Origin of the sequence: Halorussus lipolyticus (assembly GCF_029338375.1) — an archaeon.
In the GTDB taxonomy this organism is placed as follows: Archaea; Halobacteriota; Halobacteria; order Halobacteriales; family Haladaptataceae; genus Halorussus; species Halorussus lipolyticus.
The window spans coordinates 440794-460553 of the sequence record NZ_CP119804.1; the positions used below are offsets into that span (position 1 = coordinate 440794).

The 19760-nt window shown below is 62.5% G+C and carries 22 protein-coding genes, 1 tRNA gene and 1 other RNA gene; 14 read left to right on the forward strand and 10 right to left on the reverse strand.

Annotation, left to right across the window (positions count from 1 at the left end):
• Nucleotides 1–147: 147 nt before the first annotated feature.
• Nucleotides 148–1128 carry a PLP-dependent cysteine synthase family protein gene (locus P2T57_RS02320; protein WP_276300865.1) on the reverse strand — a complete coding sequence of 327 codons (981 nt, stop codon included), beginning with the start codon at nt 1126–1128 and terminating at the stop codon, nt 148–150.
• A 94-nt stretch (nt 1129–1222) separates the two neighbouring features.
• Complete coding sequence (locus P2T57_RS02325) at nt 1223–1501, reverse strand: DUF5798 family protein (protein WP_276300866.1); 279 nt, start codon at nt 1499–1501, stop codon at nt 1223–1225.
• 81 nt (nt 1502–1582) lie between these two features.
• On the opposite strand from P2T57_RS02325, the gene P2T57_RS02330 reads away from it, so the two are divergent.
• From P2T57_RS02330 to ffs, 3 genes are all read left to right on the forward strand, one after another.
• Nucleotides 1583–2002 carry a DUF7548 family protein gene (locus P2T57_RS02330; RefSeq protein ID WP_276300867.1) on the forward strand — a complete coding sequence of 140 codons (420 nt, stop codon included), beginning with the start codon at nt 1583–1585 and terminating at the stop codon, nt 2000–2002.
• An 87-nt stretch (nt 2003–2089) separates the two neighbouring features.
• Entirely contained in the window at nt 2090–2557 is a 468-nt protein-coding gene (locus P2T57_RS02335) for a DUF5658 family protein (protein ID WP_276300868.1), read from the forward strand.
• A 79-nt stretch (nt 2558–2636) separates the two neighbouring features.
• An RNA gene (gene ffs / locus P2T57_RS02340) (signal recognition particle sRNA) lies at nt 2637–2949 on the forward strand.
• A 186-nt stretch (nt 2950–3135) separates the two neighbouring features.
• Here ffs and P2T57_RS02345 read toward each other — a convergent pair.
• The 4 genes from P2T57_RS02345 to P2T57_RS02360 all read right to left on the reverse strand — a co-directional run bounded on the left by P2T57_RS02345 (nt 3136) and on the right by P2T57_RS02360 (nt 6967).
• Entirely contained in the window at nt 3136–4026 is an 891-nt protein-coding gene (locus tag P2T57_RS02345; RefSeq protein ID WP_420028519.1) for a mechanosensitive ion channel family protein, read from the reverse strand.
• Nucleotides 4023–4268 (reverse strand): YhbY family RNA-binding protein, encoded by a 246-nt coding sequence (locus P2T57_RS02350; protein WP_276300870.1) that lies wholly within the window; start codon nt 4266–4268, stop codon nt 4023–4025. Before P2T57_RS02350 ends, P2T57_RS02345 begins: the two co-directional genes overlap by 4 nt.
• A 54-nt stretch (nt 4269–4322) precedes the next feature.
• Nucleotides 4323–5597 carry an orc1/cdc6 family replication initiation protein gene (locus P2T57_RS02355; protein ID WP_276302068.1) on the reverse strand — a complete coding sequence of 425 codons (1275 nt, stop codon included), beginning with the start codon at nt 5595–5597 and terminating at the stop codon, nt 4323–4325.
• A 1094-nt stretch (nt 5598–6691) separates the two neighbouring features.
• Entirely contained in the window at nt 6692–6967 is a 276-nt protein-coding gene (locus tag P2T57_RS02360) for a ribonuclease P protein component 4 (RefSeq protein ID WP_276300871.1), read from the reverse strand.
• A 286-nt stretch (nt 6968–7253) separates the two neighbouring features.
• Here P2T57_RS02360 and P2T57_RS02365 point away from each other — a divergent pair, with 286 nt between their 5' ends.
• Both P2T57_RS02365 and P2T57_RS02370 read left to right on the forward strand, forming a co-directional pair.
• The gene (locus tag P2T57_RS02365) at nt 7254–8261 is read left to right on the forward strand and encodes a glycosyltransferase family 4 protein (RefSeq protein WP_276300872.1); all 1008 of its coding nucleotides are present in this window, start codon (nt 7254–7256) and stop codon (nt 8259–8261) included.
• Nucleotides 8262–8546: 285 nt separating this feature from the next.
• Nucleotides 8547–9650, forward strand: a complete 1104-nt coding sequence (locus tag P2T57_RS02370) for a glycosyltransferase family 4 protein (protein WP_276300873.1) — start codon at nt 8547–8549, stop codon at nt 9648–9650.
• 38 nt (nt 9651–9688) lie between these two features.
• Here the strand turns inward: P2T57_RS02370 and P2T57_RS02375 are convergent, their stop codons facing one another.
• The gene (locus P2T57_RS02375; RefSeq protein ID WP_276300874.1) at nt 9689–10519 is read right to left on the reverse strand and encodes an HD domain-containing protein; all 831 of its coding nucleotides are present in this window, start codon (nt 10517–10519) and stop codon (nt 9689–9691) included.
• 81 nt (nt 10520–10600) lie between these two features.
• The gene (locus P2T57_RS02380) at nt 10601–11074 is read right to left on the reverse strand and encodes a redoxin domain-containing protein (RefSeq protein ID WP_276300875.1); all 474 of its coding nucleotides are present in this window, start codon (nt 11072–11074) and stop codon (nt 10601–10603) included.
• Nucleotides 11075–11254: 180 nt separating this feature from the next.
• Here P2T57_RS02380 and P2T57_RS02385 point away from each other — a divergent pair, with 180 nt between their 5' ends.
• From P2T57_RS02385 to P2T57_RS02395, 3 genes are all read left to right on the forward strand, one after another.
• Nucleotides 11255–11506, forward strand: a complete 252-nt coding sequence (locus P2T57_RS02385; RefSeq protein ID WP_420028509.1) for a Sec-independent protein translocase subunit TatA/TatB — start codon at nt 11255–11257, stop codon at nt 11504–11506.
• Nucleotides 11507–11521: 15 nt separating this feature from the next.
• Nucleotides 11522–11595, forward strand: a tRNA-Arg gene (locus tag P2T57_RS02390).
• A gap of 494 nt (nt 11596–12089) precedes the next feature.
• The gene (locus P2T57_RS02395) at nt 12090–12377 is read left to right on the forward strand and encodes a hypothetical protein (RefSeq protein WP_276300876.1); all 288 of its coding nucleotides are present in this window, start codon (nt 12090–12092) and stop codon (nt 12375–12377) included.
• Nucleotides 12378–12393: 16 nt separating this feature from the next.
• On the opposite strand, the gene P2T57_RS02400 is transcribed toward P2T57_RS02395, so the two are convergent.
• Entirely contained in the window at nt 12394–13068 is a 675-nt protein-coding gene (locus tag P2T57_RS02400; protein WP_276300877.1) for a hypothetical protein, read from the reverse strand.
• Between the two features lie 101 nt (nt 13069–13169).
• On the reverse strand, nt 13170–13736 hold the full coding sequence (hpt, locus tag P2T57_RS02405; protein ID WP_276300878.1) for a hypoxanthine/guanine phosphoribosyltransferase: 567 nt from the start codon (nt 13734–13736) through the stop codon (nt 13170–13172).
• Nucleotides 13737–14054: 318 nt separating this feature from the next.
• On the opposite strand from hpt, the gene mbhE reads away from it, so the two are divergent.
• Genes mbhE through P2T57_RS02435 form a run of 6 tightly spaced genes read left to right on the forward strand, consistent with a single transcriptional unit; the run spans nt 14055 to nt 19760 of the window.
• On the forward strand, nt 14055–16430 hold the full coding sequence (gene mbhE, locus P2T57_RS02410; RefSeq protein WP_276300879.1) for a hydrogen gas-evolving membrane-bound hydrogenase subunit E: 2376 nt from the start codon (nt 14055–14057) through the stop codon (nt 16428–16430).
• Nucleotides 16427–16891 (forward strand): MnhB domain-containing protein, encoded by a 465-nt coding sequence (locus P2T57_RS02415; RefSeq protein WP_276300880.1) that lies wholly within the window; start codon nt 16427–16429, stop codon nt 16889–16891. The genes mbhE and P2T57_RS02415 overlap by 4 nt, the downstream gene beginning before the upstream one ends.
• Nucleotides 16888–17232 carry a sodium:proton antiporter gene (locus P2T57_RS02420; RefSeq protein ID WP_276300881.1) on the forward strand — a complete coding sequence of 115 codons (345 nt, stop codon included), beginning with the start codon at nt 16888–16890 and terminating at the stop codon, nt 17230–17232. The genes P2T57_RS02415 and P2T57_RS02420 overlap by 4 nt, the downstream gene beginning before the upstream one ends.
• Entirely contained in the window at nt 17229–18860 is a 1632-nt protein-coding gene (locus P2T57_RS02425) for a complex I subunit 5 family protein (RefSeq protein WP_276300882.1), read from the forward strand. Before P2T57_RS02420 ends, P2T57_RS02425 begins: the two co-directional genes overlap by 4 nt.
• On the forward strand, nt 18857–19483 hold the full coding sequence (locus P2T57_RS02430) for a Na+/H+ antiporter subunit E (RefSeq protein WP_276300883.1): 627 nt from the start codon (nt 18857–18859) through the stop codon (nt 19481–19483). Before P2T57_RS02425 ends, P2T57_RS02430 begins: the two co-directional genes overlap by 4 nt.
• Nucleotides 19473–19760: a monovalent cation/H+ antiporter complex subunit F gene (locus P2T57_RS02435; protein WP_276300884.1), complete on the forward strand. Its 288-nt coding sequence runs from the start codon at nt 19473–19475 to the stop codon at nt 19758–19760. Before P2T57_RS02430 ends, P2T57_RS02435 begins: the two co-directional genes overlap by 11 nt.

Below are 19760 nucleotides of genomic sequence, written 5' to 3' on the forward strand. Positions count from 1 at the left end.
CAGTCGGACTCGGTGACTCTTTCTTCTTCGGCGCGCGCTGGCGCGACACTGTGTCGCGCCAGCGCGCGCCGAACAGGATATTAAAATACTGTTCTGAACAAATCTAAATACTGCTAAAAGAAATGGAAATACATATCTAACCTAAATCTACCCTTCCCACTCCTCGAACGACCCGTAGATGCCCTTCGAGAGGTATCGCTCGCTGGAGTCGGCGAACACCGTCACCACCGAGTCGTAGGGCGCGTCGATTTCGCCGTCGCGGATGCGCTCGGCGACGTTGCGCGCCGCCGCGCTGGCCGCGCCCGCGCTGGAGGCCACGAGTTGGCTCTCCTCGCGGGCGAGGCGCTTGAGTTCCTCGTGAGCGCGCCGGTCGGGGACCTGAAGCACCTCGTCCACGAGGTCCGGGTCGAACAGTTCGCTGGTCGAGAGGTCGTGGGTGCCGATGCCCTCGATTTTGTACTCGCCCTCCTCTACGTCCTCGCCCTTGGTCTCGGAGTAGAGCGACCCCTCGGGTTCGACCGCAGTGACGTGGATGTCGGGGTTCTGCTCTAGCGCGTACTCCGCGATACCCATCAGGGTGCCCGCGGTGCCGCATCCCGCGACCACCGCGCCGACCTCGCCGTCGAGCGCCTCGAAGATTTCCGGGCCGGTGGTCTCGTAGTGGGCCTCGACGTTGAGGGGGTTGGCGAACTGCTGGGGGACCACGGCGTCGTCCATCTCGTCGGCGAGTTGGTGGGCGCGGTCGATTGCGCCGCCCATGCCCTCCTCGGTCGGGGTGTTGATGACCTCCGCGCCAAGGGCGTCCATGAGTTGCTGTTTCTCGACGCTGAATCGCTCGGGCACGACGAATACGGCGTCGATGCCGAGTTGCCCCGCGGCGACGGCGAACCCGATGCCGGTGTTGCCCGCGGTGGGTTCGATGACCGTCCCGCCGGGCGCTAACTCGCCGCTGTCGAGCATCTGCTCTATCATGTACTTGCCGATGCGGTCCTTGACGCTCGCGCCGGGGTTGAACGACTCGACCTTGGCGTACACCGGCACCTCGTCGGGCGAGGCCTGCACGCGGACGAGGGGCGTCTCCCCGACGGTTTCGAGTACGGAATCCAGCGGCTTCCGATGGTCCGTCATTGGGTAGGCAAAAGTTGGGAGGGCGGTTAACCTTTTTTGTGTGGCGTTCGCCCGCCGGGAAATCTCGGGGCAGAACGCGCCGCGTCCGCAGGGGCTACGTCTCGGACTCGTCCGCGTCCTCGCCGGACCCGTCCGCGATGGCGGCGTCAGCCTCGATGTCTGCGGTGTCGATGCCCTGCTCCTCGGCGATGGCTTCGAGGAGCGCGCGCTGTTGTGCGTTCTCTCGTTCCAGTCGCTCGACGCGCTCGCTGGTCGAGTCCAGTTTCTCGCGCATCTCGGCGACCTGTTCGCGGAGGTCATTGAGTTTGCTGTACAACTTCTCGGCGGTGTCGGCCAACTTCTGGACTTTCTTGGCCGTGCTTCCGAATCCCATACCCAATCGTTCTGTCGCCCGATACGTGACTTTTCCGACTCGACCGCTGGCCTTTTCCACCCACCACAAAAACCTTCGCGTATGTCGCAGGAACAGTTGCCCGAGACGCCAGCGCCGACGGTCGGCATCGTCTCCGCGCTCGCGGTTCTGGCCGTCGTCGTCGCACCGTACTTCCTCATCAGGGCTACCGAGGTCGGCGTCTACTACAGCGCGCCGACCGCGCTCCCGGTCCACCTCGTCGTCGGCCTGTTCGCCGCAGTCGCAGTCATCGTCTTCGCCGGAGGACGCAACGGTCGGACCGACGCGCCGACCGCGGCAGGCGCGGCCGTCGTCCTCGGCGGGTTCGTCGCGCTGTTGGTCCTCTGGTGGGCCATCGCGGTGGGCAGTCTGGTCGGCAGTCTCACCGAGGTCGCGGCGTTCGACTACCATCGGTGGATTCTGCTCCTCGCCGCGCTGGCGCTCGCCGGGAGCGCCGGGTGGTTCGCGCGCGAAGTACTGTAATTATTCCCGATAGGTTCGCCGTAACCACCGCCTACTCGGCTTTTAGCAGTTGCATAACAAAGGCCCGAAGCGTCCCACCACTGAGTCGTGTTCGACAGTGACGCACAGGGACGCGAGGACTCCCCGAGCGAGGCGCTGGCCGACGTCGTGGAGTCCGAGGACGCCCGCGAGAAGTGGATGCTCCGGGACGACGAGTTCCTGCTCGAGGAGGACCGCGAGTACGTCCTCCGGGACGAGGGCCGGTCGTGGACTGGCTACGTCTCGCCGGTCCTGTTCGGTGCCGTCGTCGCGGTCATGCTCGGCGACGTCGTTACCACGGGCGTCGGCATGGCGATGGGGTTGGAGGAGGCCAACCCCGTCGCAGGGGTCGTCATCCGGGAGGCCGGTCTCGGCGGCCTCGTCCTCGTGAAGGCGATGGCCGCGGTCATGCTCGTCGGGTTGTCCGGCCTGACCGGCGACTCCCGCCAGACCTTCCGGGCCGGGAGCGCCGTCTACCTCCTCGTGGGCCTCGTCGTCGTGGCCGCGAACGTCTGGGCACTCCTTGCGGTCGCCTAATTTCGGCGACGGTGGGTCCTCCGCTCCCCGCTCTCGGGCAGTTAGCGAAAGGCCCTTAAGTCCGCGCTCCCTTACTTGGAGATGGACTAGGTCGGGGAGTTAGGCCCTCCTCGTCACCCGCACTATGGTCTTTAGCGGGGGCCGAATTCCGGAGGCGTCCGGTCAGACCGTGCCGGGCCCCGGAAGCCAACTTCGAAGCCTCGTCCTACGGGGACAGCGGTTCTCGGCGGGCACTCGCAGGAGTGTCGCTGTCGGGATTTACCGGTGGTAATCCGTCAGGCGCGGAAGCGAGCAGCGGACCACTGGACACCTGTCGCTCGTGGGGTCGCGGGGTGGAGGACGCGACCGGGATTCCCCGGTACGGAACGCCGGGCAAATCCGGTTGTCCACCACTCATAACGCATTTTACTGCCGCTACACCGGTAAGCCGATGGCTCGCCGTCTTTCGTTCGGCTACGAGTTTCTGGGTTGCCATGTCATGGTAAAAGAAATAAAATTGATTCTTATGGGTATCTATAGATTTCTGTATTTCCTGCACCGGTAATACGGGCATTCGGATAAAACGGCTCGCAGACCGCTCAATCGTCGCCAGTCGCTTCGACCATCCCCTCGACATCGGTGAGTTCCAGACCGCCGCCGATGGTCCGGTTGGGGTAGGGGATGTCGATGTCCTCGGCGTCGAAGCGGTTCTTCACGTTGGTCACGTAGTCACCCTTGATTTTCACGTAGTCGCTCCGACTCGGGTTCGCAATCCAGATTCTGGACTGGAGACCAACCGACGAGTCACCCAACTCGGTCAGTCGCACCGAGGGCGCGGGGTCGTCGAGAATGTCCGGGTGGGCCTCGGCCTCCTCGACGATGATTTGGGTGGCGCGCTCGATGTCGTCGTCGTAGCCGATGCCGAACAGAAACTTCAGGCGGAGTTCGTCGTAGGCCACCGGGTTCTTGATAACGCCGTCGGTGAGTTGGGAGTTGGGAACCGTCAGGAGTTCGTTGTCGAAGGTTCGGACGCGGGTGACCCGCAGACCGATGTCCTCCACGACGCCCGAGTAACTGCCGCCGTCCCACTCCACCCAGTCGCCGATTTTGAACGGCTTGTCGGTGTAGATGAAGACGCCCGAGACGAAGTTTTTGATGACGTCTTGGGTCGCCAGACCGATGGCGAGGGTGGCCGCGGCGGCGATGGTCGCCAGCGAGGTCAGGAAGTTGCCGTAGTCGGCGAATCCGAACGCGACCGAGATAGCCACGAACACGACGCCGAATCGGGTGAGTTTGAGCAGGGGCGTCTTGGCGTGGCGTTCCACGTCTCGCCGGTCGAGGAATCGACTAACGAGCGGAATCAGCGTCAGTCGGCCCACGACGTAGATGACGACGAACGAGACGACGAAGTACAGCGCCTGCGTGACTGCCAGCGCGTACCCGGAGTTACCGAGCAATCGCTCTAAAATCGGGAGCGGTTCGACCATCAGTGCAGAACCGCGGTGTTACCTCGAGTCTCGATGAGGTCGGCGTTCACCCGGTCGGCCAACTCGTCGGCGAGTTCGTCGGTCGTGGTACCGCCGCGCGCTGACCGGAGGAGCTTGACCTTCACGAGTTCTCGGTCGGCGAGTTGGTCGGCGAGTTCGTCGGTAACGGCGTCGATGCCGGACTTCCCGACCCAGACGGTCACGTCGAGGTCGTGGGCCTGCTTGCGGAGTTCTTCGTCTGTCATACTCCCGTTTGGGGAGCGAATCGCCTTAAAAGGCTTGCACCAGTCCGGTCGGCGTTAGCTCCCGTTCGAGAGTTGCGCCCGGACCACTGCCGTCACCTCGTCTCTCGACAGGTCGCCCAATCGGGAGTCCTCGCCGAGCGTCTCCATGATGGTGTCGGGTTGCTCGTTGAAGGTGAACTCGATGAACATGCCCGACGAGGGACCGTGGCTCTTGCGCTCGGACTCCACAATGGAGTAGGTCGTCAGCTCTTTCATCTTGTTGACGTAGGTCTCCTGATGGTACTGGTCGGCGTCGAGGGCGTCCGTGAGGAATCGGTAGACCTGATACCCGGTCGTACTCCGGGCGGAACTGTCGCCGCTCTCGTCGGCTACCGCGGCGGTGGCGTACAGACAGAGCTTCTTCTGGGTGCTGATGCCTCGCGTCACTTCGAGGACCCGGTTTCGCTCGACCTTATCTTGGGCCTTCCGGACGTGCTGTTCGCCAACGCGGTCGGCACCCTCTCGCTCGGCGAGGTCACCCGCGACCCGCATCAGGTCGATGGCTTTCCGGGCGTCACCGTGGTTCTGGGCGGCGAACGCGGCGGCGAGGGGAATCACCTCGTCTTCCAGCACGTCGTCGTGGAAGGCGTCTTCCCGATGGCGGAGAATCGCGCGCAGTTGGTTGGCGTCGTAGTCGTCGAAGTGAACGTCCTCCGGGGTGAACGAACTCAGCGCCCGACTGCCGACCGATTCGAGCATCTTGGTGTCGTTGGTAATCGCGGCGATGGAGACCTGCGCGGTGATGTCGTTGCTCGACCCGGCCCGCGAGAGTTGGTAGAGGAGTCGGGAGAAGGCGGGTTGGTCCTTGTCACGTCGGCCCACGAGCATGTCGAGTTCGTCCAAGACGAAGACGACGGTATCGTAGTTCTCGTTGACCAGTCGGTAGAGTTCCCGCCACTTCTCCTTGGTCGAGACGCCGTGCTGGGGCACTTCGAGGGGCACGTCGGCCTCGTCGGCGACTTTCATGGCGAGTTCGTAGACGGCCGACCCGAGCGTCCCGATGTCCTGACAGTTCATCTCGATGACGCCGAACCGAATCCCGCGGTTGTCACAGAGTCTGCCGATGTTGCCACAGACGGCGTTGATGATGAGCGACTTCCCCGTCCCGGAGGGTCCGTAGAGAAAGAGGTTCGGCGGTCGATTGTCGCCGATTGCGACCCGGAGCATCTTCGTGACCTGCGTCAACTGCTCGTCCCTGCCGACGATGCGTTCCTCCTCGACGACTTCGTTCGGGTTGAGGAGCGACCGATTTCGGATGAGCGACTGCTGTTGGTCGAAGTCCAACAGCATCTCCTCGATTGACTTCGATTCGTTCTCCGGCGTCACCGCGTCCTCCGGTTCGAGCGTTTCCCCCGGTTCGAGCGTCTCACCCCGCCCATCGGCGTCCACCACCTCGGTCTGGGAGTTCGAAGCGCGCGAATCGACGTCCTCGTCGCAGAGAGACGTGTCGTCCTCGTCGCAGAGAGACGTGTCGTCCTCGTCGCAGAGAGACGTGTCGTCCTCGTCGGGAGGGCCTACTGAGGCGTCGGAATCCATGCTTCGGGCGTCTCGTCCCTCCCATTAAACGTTGCCGTTATCGATGTGTGTTCTCCCTGCACGCACCACCTCGATGCTGGATTCGATGGCCTCGGTGCTGTGAGTGCGGTGTATTCCAGAGGCACTGGCGAAGTGTTCAGGGGTCGTCGGACGGTTGCGGTGAGACCGTCAGTTCGTTCGACTGGCGCACGTCGAATCTCGTCTGACAGAGAGACACCTCTATCGAAGTGTTTCGAGGGGAACGGAGGGTGGGGTTTGGCCGCAGTCCGGTTTTGCGACTGGGGTTGCGGCGTCGAAGTGCGATTGTCGATTCCGTGAGTCTCCTCGCGTGATTGCGCGAATCTGCTTCGGTGGCCCCGATACAACTCTACGACGGACGACTCGTCGCTAGAGTCGTACTTCTAGCTAGAGAGGACAGTCTAGCTAGAGAGAACACCCACCCACCGTTATCGAAGTGTTCGATGTGTTCCACGTGATGGAGACTCCTCGTCAGAGAGAGGAGAAACTACGGCAACAAACAGGAGAGAAACGCAATCAGGAGACAAAGCGTGGAGAAGAACGCAGTCGAGAGACGAAGCGACGACGAGGCGACGAACGAACAGACGCACCCAACGCCGAAACACTTCGATAGAGGTGTCTCTGGGTTTGTTTCACCATCCACGACACACTTCGATAGATGCGTCTGGTCGGGGAGCATCCCTTCCCCACCGGCAACACGCCGATACACTTCGATAGAGGTGTGTCACGGAGTCACTTCCGGAACCGGTAACAAATCGATAGAGGTGTCTGCTCGATGAACAGTGGTCGCTATTCGATGCGTAGCGATATTCGGTCAGTAAATTGCGGGGTCACTTGTAGGGGTATCGGGACTGTTCGCCGCAGTCGCAGGTGACGACGACGTGGCCGTCCCGCGTTCTGACGCGGGCGTTCTTGCCGGGGCGGAGGTACCTGTCGCAGGCGTCGCAGGTGAACCGCTTGAACTGGCGGGGCAGGGCGACGCGATTGCGCTCGGCGAGTCTGCGGGCGAGTCGGACGTAGTTACGAGCGCGCTGGTCGTGACACTCCGCGGCGGCGTCGCGGGCGAGCGAGGCCAGACGCTCGATGCGCTCCTCAGCTATCGTCATGTAGTATGGGAATGGGGGGTGGGGGTTTCCGGGGCGAGACAGGACAAGGATAGAAAGTGCCTGTGTTGCCCCATGGGGGTAATTCTCTAAGTGGGTAAAATAGTTTTTGGTTTTCGGCGCGCGAAATCGACTATCGTCCAACGGGTTCCATCGAGTTCCGGGACGAATTCCACCGGGTTCCGGTAGGGTTTTGTCACGGGCGCGTTTTCGCTCGGATAGTGAGTACGCGCGACGACGCCGGATTCGCAGTTTTCAGACGATTGCACGTTTTCGGACGATTTCAACCATGAAAGTGAGCCACTACTTCGAGTGGGAGGAGTACATCACCGGCGGCCACGCCCAGTCGGTAGACAATCAGCGCAAAATCATGGCTCGGCGGGGCATCGAGTACACGCCGAAACCGACGCTTGAGGCCGACCTCCTCCACCTCAACAACATGGGACCGAAGTCGATTTACTGGGCGAAAAAGGCCCAGCGCGCCGACGTGCCCGTCCTCGTCCACACCCACCAGACCGCCGAGGACTTCCGGGAGAGTTTCGCGTTCTCGAACGTCCTCGCCAAGCCGATGCGTCCCTACCTCGAATACGCCTACTCGCTGGCCGACCACCTGATTTGTCCCTCCGAGTACAACCGGCGGGTCATCGAGGAGTACGCCGACGCGCCCAAGACCGTCGTCAGTAACGGGTTCGACCCCGAGAAGGTCGAGGGATACGACGACGACGACCTGCGCCAGACGTATCTGGACCGCTACGACCTCGAACCCCCTGTAATCTTCAACGTCGGCCACGTCATCAAGCGCAAGGGCCTGCAGTCGTTCGTGGAGACCGCTCGCGCGATGCCGGACCTCGATTTCGTCTGGTTCGGCTATCTCAACCCTGCCGGCGGCGAACTCGACCGGTTCCTCAAGAGCAAGGACACCAAGCGACTGGTCGAGAGCGCGCCCGACAACTGCCAGTTCACGGGCTACGTCGAGGACATCGAAGGCGCGTTCGCCGCGGGAGACGTGTTCTTCTGGCCGAGCAAAAACGAGAACGAGGGCATTGCCCTGCTGGAGGCCATGTCCTGCGGCAAACCGCTCGTGATTCGGGACATCCCGACCTACGAGTGGTTGGACGACGGTACCCACTGTCTCAAGGCCGGCGGCGACGTCTCGGACTTCGCTGGGAAACTCGACCGCTTCCGCGACCCGGACCTGCGCGAGGAGGTCGGCGCGAACGCCGCCGAAAAGAGCGAGGAGTTCGAGTTGGACGCGGTGGGTGACGACCTCGTGGCGGTGTACCACGACCTCGTATAGATAGGTTTAGAAAATAATACCACTACTCTAAGCATCTTATAGTTATTTTAGGAACGGTAATTGTGTTCTACCCACCGTCAGTTCGACGGCGGGCGGGTCCGAACCGAACCACCGACCGGCCGACGCGAGGATTTCGCCCGACGGAGCAGTCGTCACCGTTGTCCGGCATACTCCTCAATTCTCGTTACCACATCACACGCCACACCCACCGACGAGTTCGACTCGACCAGCGCCGACGAGCGGACTTCACAAGTCCTTAAGTATCGGTTCCCAAAGGGGCCAACAATGGAACAGGTCGCCGCGTTCACCGACACCTACCTGCCGACCGTCAACGGCGTGAGCTACACCATCGCGTCGTGGCGCGAGCGCTGGGAACGTGCGGGCGGTCGGATGGACGTGGTTTACCCCAACGCCGACGGCCACCGGCCCAGCGACGGAGAGCATCCGGTCGGAAGCCTCCCCTTCCCGTTCTACGACGGGTTCCGACTGGGCACGCCCACGGTGCCAAAGCAGGTCCGGGACGCCGAGGTCGTCCACGCTCACACCCCCTTCAGTATCGGCCTCGGCGGCCTGCGCCTCGCCCGCGACCAGAACGTCCCGCTGGTGGCCTCGTATCACACCCCGACCAGCGAGTACGCCGAGTACGTCTCGCCCACCGACTCCATCGCGTCGCTGGTCGGCCGGATTTCCGAGGCCTACGAACGCTGGTTCTTCGGCCGGGCCGACGCGGTTCTCGCGCCCTCGTCGGCGACCCGCGACCACCTGAAGGACGAAGTTGGCGTGGACACGAACGTCGAAGTCGTCCCCAACGGCATCGACACCGAGCGGTTCCAACCCGTCGAGACCGGCGACTTTCTGGACCGTCACAACCTCCGCGGCGAGCGCCCCCTACTCGGCTACACCGGTCGCCACGGCTACGAGAAGCGCCTCTCGGAACTCGTCTCCGCGGCCGCCGACATGGACGTGACCGTCGTCTTCGGCGGCGACGGCCCGGCCCGCGAGGACTTGGAGGCCCAAGCCGAGAGCATCGGCGCTGACGCCCGATTCTTGGGCTTTCTCGACCGCGAGGAGATGCCGGCGTTCTACTCGGCCCTCGACGCCTTCGCCTTCCCGAGTCCGGTCGAAACGCAGGGACTCGTCGCGCTGGAGGCCAACGCCTGCGGGACCCCCGTCGTCGGCGCTGACGCCGGCGCGCTGGCCAACACCATCGACCACGGCGAAACCGGTTATCACTACGAGAGCGGGAACATCGACGACTTCCGAGACGCGATTCGCCGGACGCTGGCCGAGCGCGAGGAGTTACGCGAGACGTGTCTGGCACGCCGGGATTCGGTCAGCGTCGAACACGCGGTGGAGAAACTCCGGGACGTCTACGACTCGATTCGGTAGGGTCGGCGGTCGTTACGGTTTCACGCGCTCGACCATCGTTACAGTTCCACGCGCTCGACCAGATTGTTGTCGCCGTCGCGGATGTTGACCGCGACGATTCGGATGTCGTCCTCCAGTCCGGAGTCCCGGAGTTTGGCCTTCAGTAGATTATCGACCTGATAGACGCCCGCGGCGTTCAGCATCTCGATTTCCACAAGAACCGGCACGGTGTCGCCCTGCATCAACGAGACGCGCTTGATGGCCTGACTCGACACGGTGTCGATGCCCCGGCCGCCCTTCTCGTAGGGCATCCGCGAGCGACCTTTTTCCATGTCGAGGGCGTCGGCCACCCGAACCACGCCCGCCTCGGTCGTGAGGGGGTCCTCCTCGGTGTGATGACAGAGGATGGCGTGGAGGACCTCGCCTTTGACTCGGACGACCTCCTCGGTGCCGTAGAAGTCGAACTCCGGGAGAATGCGGTCCAGCAAGTCCGCGGCGAGCGGAATCGACCAGTAGGCGTGTTCGTCGCGGTGGACGACGTGGCCGATGTCGTGGATGGTCGCCGCCAGCGCGATGATGACTCCTTCGTCGGCCTCGTCCAACCCCTGTTGGGATGCGCCGTTGAACTCGATGTTACCCCGCTTGAGCAGGTCGTAGAGCGCCAGCGCCCGATTTCGGACGATAGAGATGTGCTTGCTCCCGTGGTCGTTGTACCCCTTCCGGACCACCGGGTTGACGTTCTGGGCGTCGAGATAAGTCTGAATCTCGGGGTCGTTCTCGACGTACTCCAGCACCTCGTTGAGACGCTCGTCGGGGAACGCATGGTCGGCCTCGGGGTCGTACTCCCGACCCTCGTCGTCGGACTGCTCGGTCTCGTCGATGTCGCTCATACCGGATACGTCGTGCCCGAGCGGAAAAAGCCCTCGGCCGGGCATCCCGACGAAAATATCTTCGAAAACAGGCCCACTCGCTTACTCGTCCGTTTCGGCCGCCGCCTCGGCAACCTCGTCGTAGTCGGGTTCGACGCCGGGGTCGTCGCTGACCCATTTGTAGGTAATCTCGCCGTCGTCGTCCACGACGAAGACCGACCGCTTGGCGACGCCGTAGTAGCCCATGTCGGCGAAGTCCATCTCGACGTCGTAGGCGTCGATGAGTTCCTTGTTCGAGTCGCTGACGAGACCGAAACTCAGGCCCTCTTGGTCGCGGAACTCGTTGAGCGAGAACGGAGCGTCAACGCTGACGCCGTAGACCGTCGCGTCCTCGAAGTCATCGAGGTTGTCCTCGAAGGTGGCCATCTCGGTGGTGCAGACCCCGGTGAACGCGCCGGGGAAGAACGCGAGGACGATTGGGGCCTCGTCGAGATTCTCCGAGAGGGCGAACTCCTCTACGTCGCCGTTTGCGAGCGGTGCCGTGAAATCTGGTGCGGCGTCTCCGACTTCGACCATATGCGTTCCGAGGTAGACGACTCGGGGAAAAGACAGTTCCGAATGCGGCCGAAATCTCGTCCGCGAAACTCCTCCCGGACGCACCGAGGAGTCCCGTCTCTCGCCCCAGCAAAGGCGCTTCCCCGAAGGTGTCGGGGAGCAAAAAGCCTATAATCCAGAATCAGCTAACCTCAGATAGAGATGGTAGAGATGATTCCACTGTTCGGACCCGTGCCCGGCGGGATGGAGATGATGGTCATCCTCCTCATCGCCGTCCTGCTGTTCGGCGCGAACAAGATTCCGAAGCTCGCCCGTTCGACCGGCGAGGCCATGGGCGAGTTCAAGAAAGGGCGTCAGGAAGTCGAAGAAGAACTCCGCGAGATGCAGGACGACGGTACGGAGTCCATCAACACGGAGTCCACCGACACGGAAACCGAGACGAACAACAGCTAAATCGCTTTTTTCGCGGGGCGTGTGGCCTAGTGGATTAGGGCAGGAGGTTCCTAACCTTCTGACCGCGGGTTCGAATCCCGCCACGCCCGTTTTCCGCCGAGCGAAGCGAGGCGGGAAACGGCGAAGGGATTCGAACCCTGCAAGTCACAGCCCGGAATGGCCGAAGGCCACACGCCCGGACTGTCTTGCTCTGGTTCGAATCCCGTCACGCCCGTCAACCTTTTCCAGCGGTCGGCGCATGAACGCGCCGACCTTGCAAAAGGTTGATCAAAAACACGGCGTCACCGCCTCAGACCGTGCCGGAGGCACGGTCTTCGACGGTTCCTTGGTCCGCTCGCTTCGCTCGCGGTAGAATCGCTAGTTCGACAGCAACTGCACCGCGACAGCAACCGCACCGCGACAGCAACCGCCACTGCAACAGCAATACCGCAACCGCCCCGCGACCCGCAACAGCAATTCGCAACGCTAGTTATCGAACCCCCTGTTGCGGCGGCGTCGAATACTGATACGGGCCAGCGTTACCACCGTGTCGCGCCTACAAAGAAGTGATGACTGCAAACTCACTCTTCGCAGAGGAGGACCGATGATGTGGCAAGACCTCGTGTTCCTCGTCGGAAGCGTCTTCTCGATACTGTTCCTCGTGCCGACGCTGAAGGACCGGACCGCCAACGTTCCACTGGGGACCAGTCTCCCCTCCGCGGCAATCGGCGTCGTGTACGGCGCGAGTTTCTACAGCATGGGGATGGTGTTCTCGGCCTCGGGGTCGCTGTTGACCGGGGTCCTCTGGGGCGGCATCGCCGCGCTCCGGTCGCCGTCAGAACTAAATTATAACTTTGACAGAGTATCACGTGTAGTCTCAAAATTAGTATAATTAGGGTTTAAATGGCCTAACTGTTCAACATGTGTTCTCCGAACTTATACACTCCGTAGAAAAATGAAATGACCAATCCGAACAATAGAACCGCAATCTGATTTTCAATTGATAGGTCATATAGACTCGGTAAAGAAAGAATATCTGCTATATGTCCATATATTCCGATTGTTAATAGGAAGGCAATAATGAATGCTACTGTTCCAACATACCATGGTGAGGCAGGTATTGGTTCCTCTCCATACAGAACTCTTGTTTGAATCTCTGCCCCCCATGCTTGTAGTCGTTTATAGCTGGAATTTATAGCTATAGAAACCGTAAATGTAGTCCAAGTTGCAACGAATAGTGCGGTAGCAGAATTGAGCCACGAGGCCCCAGTATTCGGTTTTGCAAAAAGAAGACTAACGCCGAAAAAGAGAGTGAAAAAGAACCCAGTAAGCCTATATGAGATCAATATTATCTTCGAAATTTGTATCAAATCATTGCGGATAAGTCGTTTTGGGATAAAATTCGATACCCTTTTTGGAGTCAATAGCAGTTTGAGTTCTTCGTGAAAAGCACCGATTACTACCGACAAAAGCAATAAATATGCCGCAATATCATTGAACTCTACCATTATTTCCCCTTTCAAAAATCTTGATGCTATTTCATGTATTCTTTCATCTGTAGCGATCCGAAGGATTATATTCACTCTATAATTCTCATAGTTTCCTCGCCGTCCGACCTTTTCCTGCGCGAGCAGTCGGGACCGCTCGCTTGCAAAACGTCGATGAAAAGAACAGCCGATGAAGTCTACCCGTCGCCGTCTTCGTCCGTGATGACGACCTCGCCGTCCACCACGTCCACGTTGATGAGCGTCTTCACGTCGTAGTCGGTGTCGTCGAGTTCGTTCGGGCCTTCCTTCTTGATGACTGCGACCACGTCGGCCACGTCCGCGCCGATGTGTTCGAGGGCCTCGGTGATGGCCTTCATCGTGCCGCCGGTGCTGAGGACGTCGTCCAGCAGAAGCACCCGGTCGCCCTCGTTGACGTTGTTGACGTACATTTCGTTCTCGGAGTAGCCAGTCTGCTGGGAGAGCGCGACTTCGCCCTCCAGTCCGTACTCGCGCTTGCGGATGACGACCAGCGGGATGTCGGTCATCAGCGAGACAGCGGTCGAGATGTGGATGCCCATCGCCGCGGGGGTGACGATTTTGTCTACGTCCTCGAGTTCGGCTTTCCGGATAATCTGGATGACGATTTCGCGGAGGAGGCCCGGCTCCAGAACGGGGATACCGTCACTGATGGGGTGGACGAAGTAGTGGTAGCCGTCTTTCTCGATAATCGGCGCGTCGAGCAGGGACTGCTTGAGCTTATCCATGTTGGGGGTACTCGACGCGCCAATAAAAGGTGACGGAATCAATCTAGCGCGAGGTCCGATAGCAAGCGAACTGCCCGACGACGGGACCGAGGAGACTGCGAGTGCCAGATGGTTCACGTCTCGGTCTAAGTATTATCTTTCCGCGCGTGAGGAAATATTCACATTTCCGAAACAAATCTATATCAGCCTTAAACACTCACAGACATACGTTTACCCACCCGAAGCGGCGCTGACGACGCCCCGGCCGACGCCGCCTCACTGCTCGGAACGTCCCTGAATTTGAGAACTGTTAAGTCCGGTCCGAGGTGAGTCTCGCACGTGCAACCGACAACGGACCCGGTGGCGTCGGCAGTCCTCGCCGTCGTGTTCCTGCCGTTCGTAGCCGCAGGGTTGGTTCCGCTCGTCTACCGATTGGTAGGCGAGCGGACCGCCTACTACGCGGCCGCAATCGCGCTGGCCTGTTTCGGTCTCGTGGCCAGCCAGTACGGCACGCACGGCACGGTGTCGTTCCCGTGGATTCGCTCGCTCGGGGTATCACTGAGTTTCTACGTCGATGGCCTCTCACTGCTCGTTGGCTTCCTCGCCAGCGGCGTCGGGGTCCTCATCCTCACGTACTCCGGCGGCTACATGCACGGCGAACCGTCTCAGCCCAAGTACTACGCCTCGCTGTTGGCGTTCATGGGGTCGATGCTCGGCGTGGCGTTCGCCGGCGACCTCATCGCGCTGTTCGTCTTCTGGGAACTGACCAGCCTCTCGTCGTTCATGCTCATCGGCCACTACCAGCGCCAAGAGAGTTCCCAGTACGCCGCCCGCAAGTCGATGCTCATCACCGTCGCGGGCGGCCTGTTCATGCTGGTCGGCTTCCTCCTGCTCCACGCAGTCACCGGTGAGTTCAGCATCGTCTACATGCTGGAGAACCCCGAACTCGTACAGGAGGAGCTTCGCTCTGCGGGGCTGTTCCTGCCGGTCCTCGGCCTCATCGGGGTCGGCGCGGCCGCGAAGTCCGCGCAGGTGCCCCTCCACATCTGGCTTCCGAACGCGATGGAGGCCCCGACGCCCGTCTCGGCGTTCCTCCACTCGGCGACGATGGTCAAGGCCGGCGTCTACTTGCTGGGGCGGTTCCGCCCGGTGCTGGTCAGCGACGAGTGGCAACTGCTGTTCGCCGTCCTCGGTCTGACCACGATGACCGTCGCCGCGATTCTGGCAGTCGGCGCGACCGACATCAAGGAACTGCTGGCGTACTCGACCGCAAGCCACCTCGGTCTCATCGTGGCCGGGTTCGGCTTCGTCTCGGAACTCGGCGGCGAGACGGGAGCCTTCCACATCATCAACCACGCGACGTTCAAGGCCGCGCTGTTCCTCGTGGCCGGTATCATCGCTCACGAGGCCGGCACCCGGAAGATAGAGAATCTGGGCGGTCTCAAAGACGACCTCCCCATCACCGCGGGAATCACCGCCGTCGCGGCGCTCGGGATGGCGGGCGTCCCGCCGTTCAACGGCTTCTACTCCAAGGAACTCCTGTTCGAGTCTGCGTGGGAGGCCGCGGTCCACGCTGGCGGCGGGTTGGCGTACATCTACCCCGCAGTCGCCGTCCTCGGAAGCGTCTTCACCTTCCTCTACTCGATTCGGTTCCTGATGCTGTTCTTCGGCGAGAAACCGACCGGGCTTCACAAAGTCCACTCCCCGCCGAAGGCGATGCTCGCGCCGCCGCTCTTGCTCGGCGTCATCGCGGGCCTCGTCAGCATCGGCGGCGTGCTGGGCACGTTCGGCATCCACTTCGGCCCCTTCGACAACTTCGTCACCGAGGTCTGGGCGAGTACGGTCGCGCCGGACGCCGACCTCCACGGCGGGTTCAGCTACTACTTCCCCGACCACCTCACGCCCGCCGTGGCGATGAGCGCGGTGACGCTGGTTCTCGGCGCTGTCGCCTACCCCTTCTACGGGACGCTCCACCGAGGAGTCAACCGCGTGACCGACGTGAACGTCCTGCGAGCTAACTGGTATTACAACTCGGCGGTGTTCGGCCTGAACGGTCTCAGCGACCGGACCAGTCGAGTCGTCCAGAACGGTCTGCTTCGGACCTACGCGACGTGGGCGCTGGCGTCGGTCGCTGGCCTCGCGCTCGCTGGCTACGCCGCCACGAACGTCGCGCTCCCGGAGTTCACGAACTTCGCGGTGACGATTCCCATCGCGCTCGTGCTGGGGGTCGCCATCGTCGGCGCAGTCGCGGTGTCCATCGCGCCCTCCCACATCTCGGGCGTCCTGACGCTCTCGATTCTGGGCTTCATGGTCGCGGTGTTCTACGTCCTCGCAGACGCGCCGGACCTCGCGCTGACCCAGTTGGTAGTCGAGACCCTTCTGCTGGTCATCTTCCTGCTGGTGTTGGACAAGTTGCCGGCGTTCTACGGCAACACCGACCGCGGGAAGATGGTCCGAGACGGCGTGCTTTCGGCAGTCGTCGGCGCGACCGTGTTCGTGACCGTACTGGTCTCGACCGCGGCCACGCCGGAGGACGGCATCGCCCAGTTCTTCCTCGAGGAGGCCGTCCCGCAGGGTGGCGGTGGCAACGTCGTCAACGTCATCCTCGTGGACTTCCGAGCGTTCGACACGATGGGCGAAATCGCGGTCGTGGCGATGGCCGCCCTCTCGGTGTTGACGCTGGTCGCCATGCGCGAACGAGGTGAGACCCAATGAGTACAGTCATCGCACGAACAGTCACCCGGACAGTCGTACCGATTATCCTCGTAACCGCAATCGCCCTGCTCTTGCAGGGTCACAACTTGCCCGGCGGCGGGTTCATCGGCGGCGTGCTGACCGTGACGGCGTTCGCCCTGATTTACGTCATCTACGGACTGGACTACCTAGAGGAGGAACTGCTCCACCGGAACCGCGACCCTCTGCTGGAGTCGATTCGCCACGGTATCGTGGAGAACTATCAGGTCGCGTTCGGAGTGGGTCTGGCGGTCGCTGTGGTCGCCGGACTCGTCCCGATTCTGTTCGACTACAACTTCCTCTATCAGTCCCACTGGTACATCAAGCCCCTGCCGATTTACGGCAAACTGCACGTGGCGAGCGCCCTCGCCTTCGACCTCGGCGTCTACTTCGTCGTGGTCGGGGCGCTCCTGACGATTCTCGGGGTGGTGGGAACAGAATGACGCAGTTCGTCCTCGCCGGCGTGCTGGGTCTGCTGTTCGCCCTCGGGACCTTCCTCGTCCTGCGACGGGACATCGTTCGCGTGGTCTGGGGCGTCACCATCATCAGCCAGTCGGCCAACGTCTATCTGGTGACGATGGGCGGCCTGTCGGGCGGCGTCCCGATTCTGTCTCACGGCGGCCACGGCGGCGGCCACGCTGTCACCGACCCGCTGGTGCAGGCACTGGTCCTGACCGCCATCGTCATCGGTTTCGGGACGACAGCGTTCGCTCTCGTCCTGACCTACCGAGTGTACGAAGAACACGGAACCATCGACCTCCTCGAACTGGGTGAGAAGGCATGAGCCAGCAATTCGTCGTCGCACCGCTCCTCGTGGCGCTCGTCACCGCAATCGCAACCCTGCTGACCCGGCGGTTCGGCCGAGTGCAGGTCATCCTGAGTCTGCTGGGCGGGTTCGGCTACCTCGGCGCAGTCGCGTGGCTGGTCTCGAAGGTGGACCCCCTCGGCGCGAGCAACATCTTCAGCTACCAGCTAGCGAACTGGCAGGCACCGTTCGGCATCACGATAGTCGCCGACTCGCTGTCGGCGTTCATGCTGGCGTTCTCAGCTGTCATCGCGTTCGCCGCGCTCGTCTTCTCGGCGAGTTACGTGGACAGTTTCGGCCAGCAGGTCTCGTACCATCCGCTGTTCCACTTCATGATGGTCGGCGTCACGGGGTCGTTCCTCACGGGCGACATCTTCAATCTGTTCGTCTGGTTCGAGGTCATGCTGATGTCGAGTTACGTCCTCGTCGTCTTCTACAGCGGGAAGGAACACACGCGGGCGGCGCTCCAATACGTCGTGCTGAACCTCGTAGGGAGCGCCGTGATGTTGCTCGCCATCGGCGGTCTCTACTCGACCACCGGGACGCTCAACATGGCCGACCTCGCTCGCCGGGTCGCAAATCCCGCGGCCTACGGCGACTTCGCCATCGCGCCGGTACTGGGTCTGTCGGCCCTGCTGTTCGCGGTCTTCGCGCTGAAGGCCGGTCTCGCGCCCTTCCAGTTCTGGGTGCCCTCGGCCTACCGCGCCGCGCCCGCACCGGTCTCGGCGATGCTGGCTGGCGTCGTCAAGAAGGTCGGCATCTACGCCATCATCCGGGTCTACTTCACGGTGTTCGGCGCGGCCGCCATCTCGGGGCTGTCGCTTCCGGGCATGTCGGTCCCGGATGGCGGGAGCGCCCTGCTGGCGTTCTACGGACCCATCCTGTTCGTGATGGCGTCTGCGAGCATCATCGTCGGCGGTCTGGGCGCAGTCGCCCGCGACGACATCGACGGCCTGCTGGCGTACTCGTCCATCGGTCAGGTCGGGTTCATCGTCCTGCCGCTGGCCATCGCGGCGACTGCGCCGACCGAGGAGATTCGCGTCCTCGGGGTGGCCGCTGGGCTGGTCTACGCGCTCAATCACGGCTTCGCCAAGGGCCTGCTGTTCCTCGCCAGCGGCGCGGTCTACGACGCCGTGGGGTCCGAGGAGTTCCCCGACCTCGGCGGCCTGACCGAGAGCGCGCCGTGGCTCTCGGGCGGGTTCTTCGTCGGGGCCTTGGCGCTCATCGGCATCCCGCCGCTATCGGGCTTCTTCGGCAAGATGCTGGTCTTCGACGCGGCGGGCCGAGCGAGCGCCGCGGGCATCGACGGGTCGAACGCCGCGCTCGGGGTCGCGCTGGTCGGCGCGATTTTGACCATCGCGTACTTCTCCCGAGCGTGGAACCGCGGCTTCTGGGGCGAACCGCCCTTGCTGGTCCGGAACGCGGACGCCAAGTTCTCACTGGTCGCAGTCGTGGTCGCGCTGGCGCTGGCCATCGCGCTCCTCGGCGTCGGGTTCGACGTGGTGATGCAGGCCGCGAACGCCGGGGCCGAGGCCGCACTCGACAGGCAGGGATACATCGACGCCGTGCTTGGTGCTGGCGAGAGTAGCGGAGGTGGTCACGCATGAACCCCCGCAAGTGGCCTGTCATCGGCGTCCTGCTGGCGGTCCTCTGGCTATTCGTCCGCGGGGTCGCACTCGACCCGATGGCCATCCTCGGCGAGTTCATCATCGGTCTCGGCTTGGGCCTCCCGGTCGCGTTCGCCTTCCGGCGGTTCTACACCGAGCGGACCGCGCTGGCGCGAAACGTCAGGGCGGCCCCCTACGTCGCGGTCTACGTCGGCGTGTTCCTCAAGGAACTGCTGACGGCGAACCTCGACGTGGCCTACCGGGTCCTCGCGCCGGGGATGCCCATCAACCCCGACGTGGTGGTCGTCCCGCTTCGGGTCGAGACCGACGCCGCCATCACGACGATTGCCAACTCGATTACGCTGACACCCGGTACCCTCACTATGGACTACGACGACGAGACGAACACGCTGTACGTACACGGTATCACCGGCCGGAACCGCGAGGACGTAGTTGAACCCATCCGGACGTGGGAGGACTACGCGCTGGTTATCTTCGACGAGGAGCGAAAGCCCGGCGACCCCGTGCCCCAAGTCCCCGGCGCGCCGCAGGCGGAGGGCCGCACGGATGGCGGTCCGGCGGTAGAGGACGACGACGACGGAGGTGAGACCGATGGCGAGTGACCTCGCGCTCCTCGGGCCGGTCGTTGACGCCGGCCTGATTCTGGCCGCCGCGCTCACCCTGCTGGCGGGCTATCGGGTTATCAAGGGACCGACGGTGCCCGACCGGGTGGTCGCGCTCGACACCATCGGGACCAACGTCGTGGCCATCGCGGTCCTGTTCGCGCTCGACTCCGGGCAGGGCCTGTTCGTGACGGTCAGCCTCGTGTTGGCCATCATCGGGTTCATCAGCACTATCGCGGTCAGCCAGTACGTCATCGAGGGAGACATCATCGAATAA

Coding starts and splice junctions, on each gene's coding strand:
- P2T57_RS02420 (WP_276300881.1), top strand. CDS start 16,888: ATGACGCAGTTCGTCCTCGCCGGCGTGCTGGGTCTGCTGTTCGCCCTC.
- P2T57_RS02320 (WP_276300865.1), bottom strand. CDS start 1,128: ATGACGGACCATCGGAAGCCGCTGGATTCCGTACTCGAAACCGTCGGG.
- P2T57_RS02385 (WP_420028509.1), top strand. CDS start 11,255: ATGGTAGAGATGATTCCACTGTTCGGACCCGTGCCCGGCGGGATGGAG.
- P2T57_RS02380 (WP_276300875.1), bottom strand. CDS start 11,074: ATGGTCGAAGTCGGAGACGCCGCACCAGATTTCACGGCACCGCTCGCA.
- hpt (WP_276300878.1), bottom strand. CDS start 13,736: ATGGATAAGCTCAAGCAGTCCCTGCTCGACGCGCCGATTATCGAGAAA.
- P2T57_RS02435 (WP_276300884.1), top strand. CDS start 19,473: ATGGCGAGTGACCTCGCGCTCCTCGGGCCGGTCGTTGACGCCGGCCTG.
- P2T57_RS02425 (WP_276300882.1), top strand. CDS start 17,229: ATGAGCCAGCAATTCGTCGTCGCACCGCTCCTCGTGGCGCTCGTCACC.
- P2T57_RS02355 (WP_276302068.1), bottom strand. CDS start 5,597: ATGCTGTTGGACTTCGACCAACAGCAGTCGCTCATCCGAAATCGGTCG.
- P2T57_RS02325 (WP_276300866.1), bottom strand. CDS start 1,501: ATGGGATTCGGAAGCACGGCCAAGAAAGTCCAGAAGTTGGCCGACACC.
- P2T57_RS02350 (WP_276300870.1), bottom strand. CDS start 4,268: ATGACAGACGAAGAACTCCGCAAGCAGGCCCACGACCTCGACGTGACC.
- P2T57_RS02430 (WP_276300883.1), top strand. CDS start 18,857: ATGAACCCCCGCAAGTGGCCTGTCATCGGCGTCCTGCTGGCGGTCCTC.
- P2T57_RS02375 (WP_276300874.1), bottom strand. CDS start 10,519: ATGAGCGACATCGACGAGACCGAGCAGTCCGACGACGAGGGTCGGGAG.
- P2T57_RS02370 (WP_276300873.1), top strand. CDS start 8,547: ATGGAACAGGTCGCCGCGTTCACCGACACCTACCTGCCGACCGTCAAC.
- P2T57_RS02330 (WP_276300867.1), top strand. CDS start 1,583: ATGTCGCAGGAACAGTTGCCCGAGACGCCAGCGCCGACGGTCGGCATC.
- P2T57_RS02395 (WP_276300876.1), top strand. CDS start 12,090: ATGATGTGGCAAGACCTCGTGTTCCTCGTCGGAAGCGTCTTCTCGATA.
- P2T57_RS02360 (WP_276300871.1), bottom strand. CDS start 6,967: ATGACGATAGCTGAGGAGCGCATCGAGCGTCTGGCCTCGCTCGCCCGC.
- P2T57_RS02365 (WP_276300872.1), top strand. CDS start 7,254: ATGAAAGTGAGCCACTACTTCGAGTGGGAGGAGTACATCACCGGCGGC.
- P2T57_RS02415 (WP_276300880.1), top strand. CDS start 16,427: ATGAGTACAGTCATCGCACGAACAGTCACCCGGACAGTCGTACCGATT.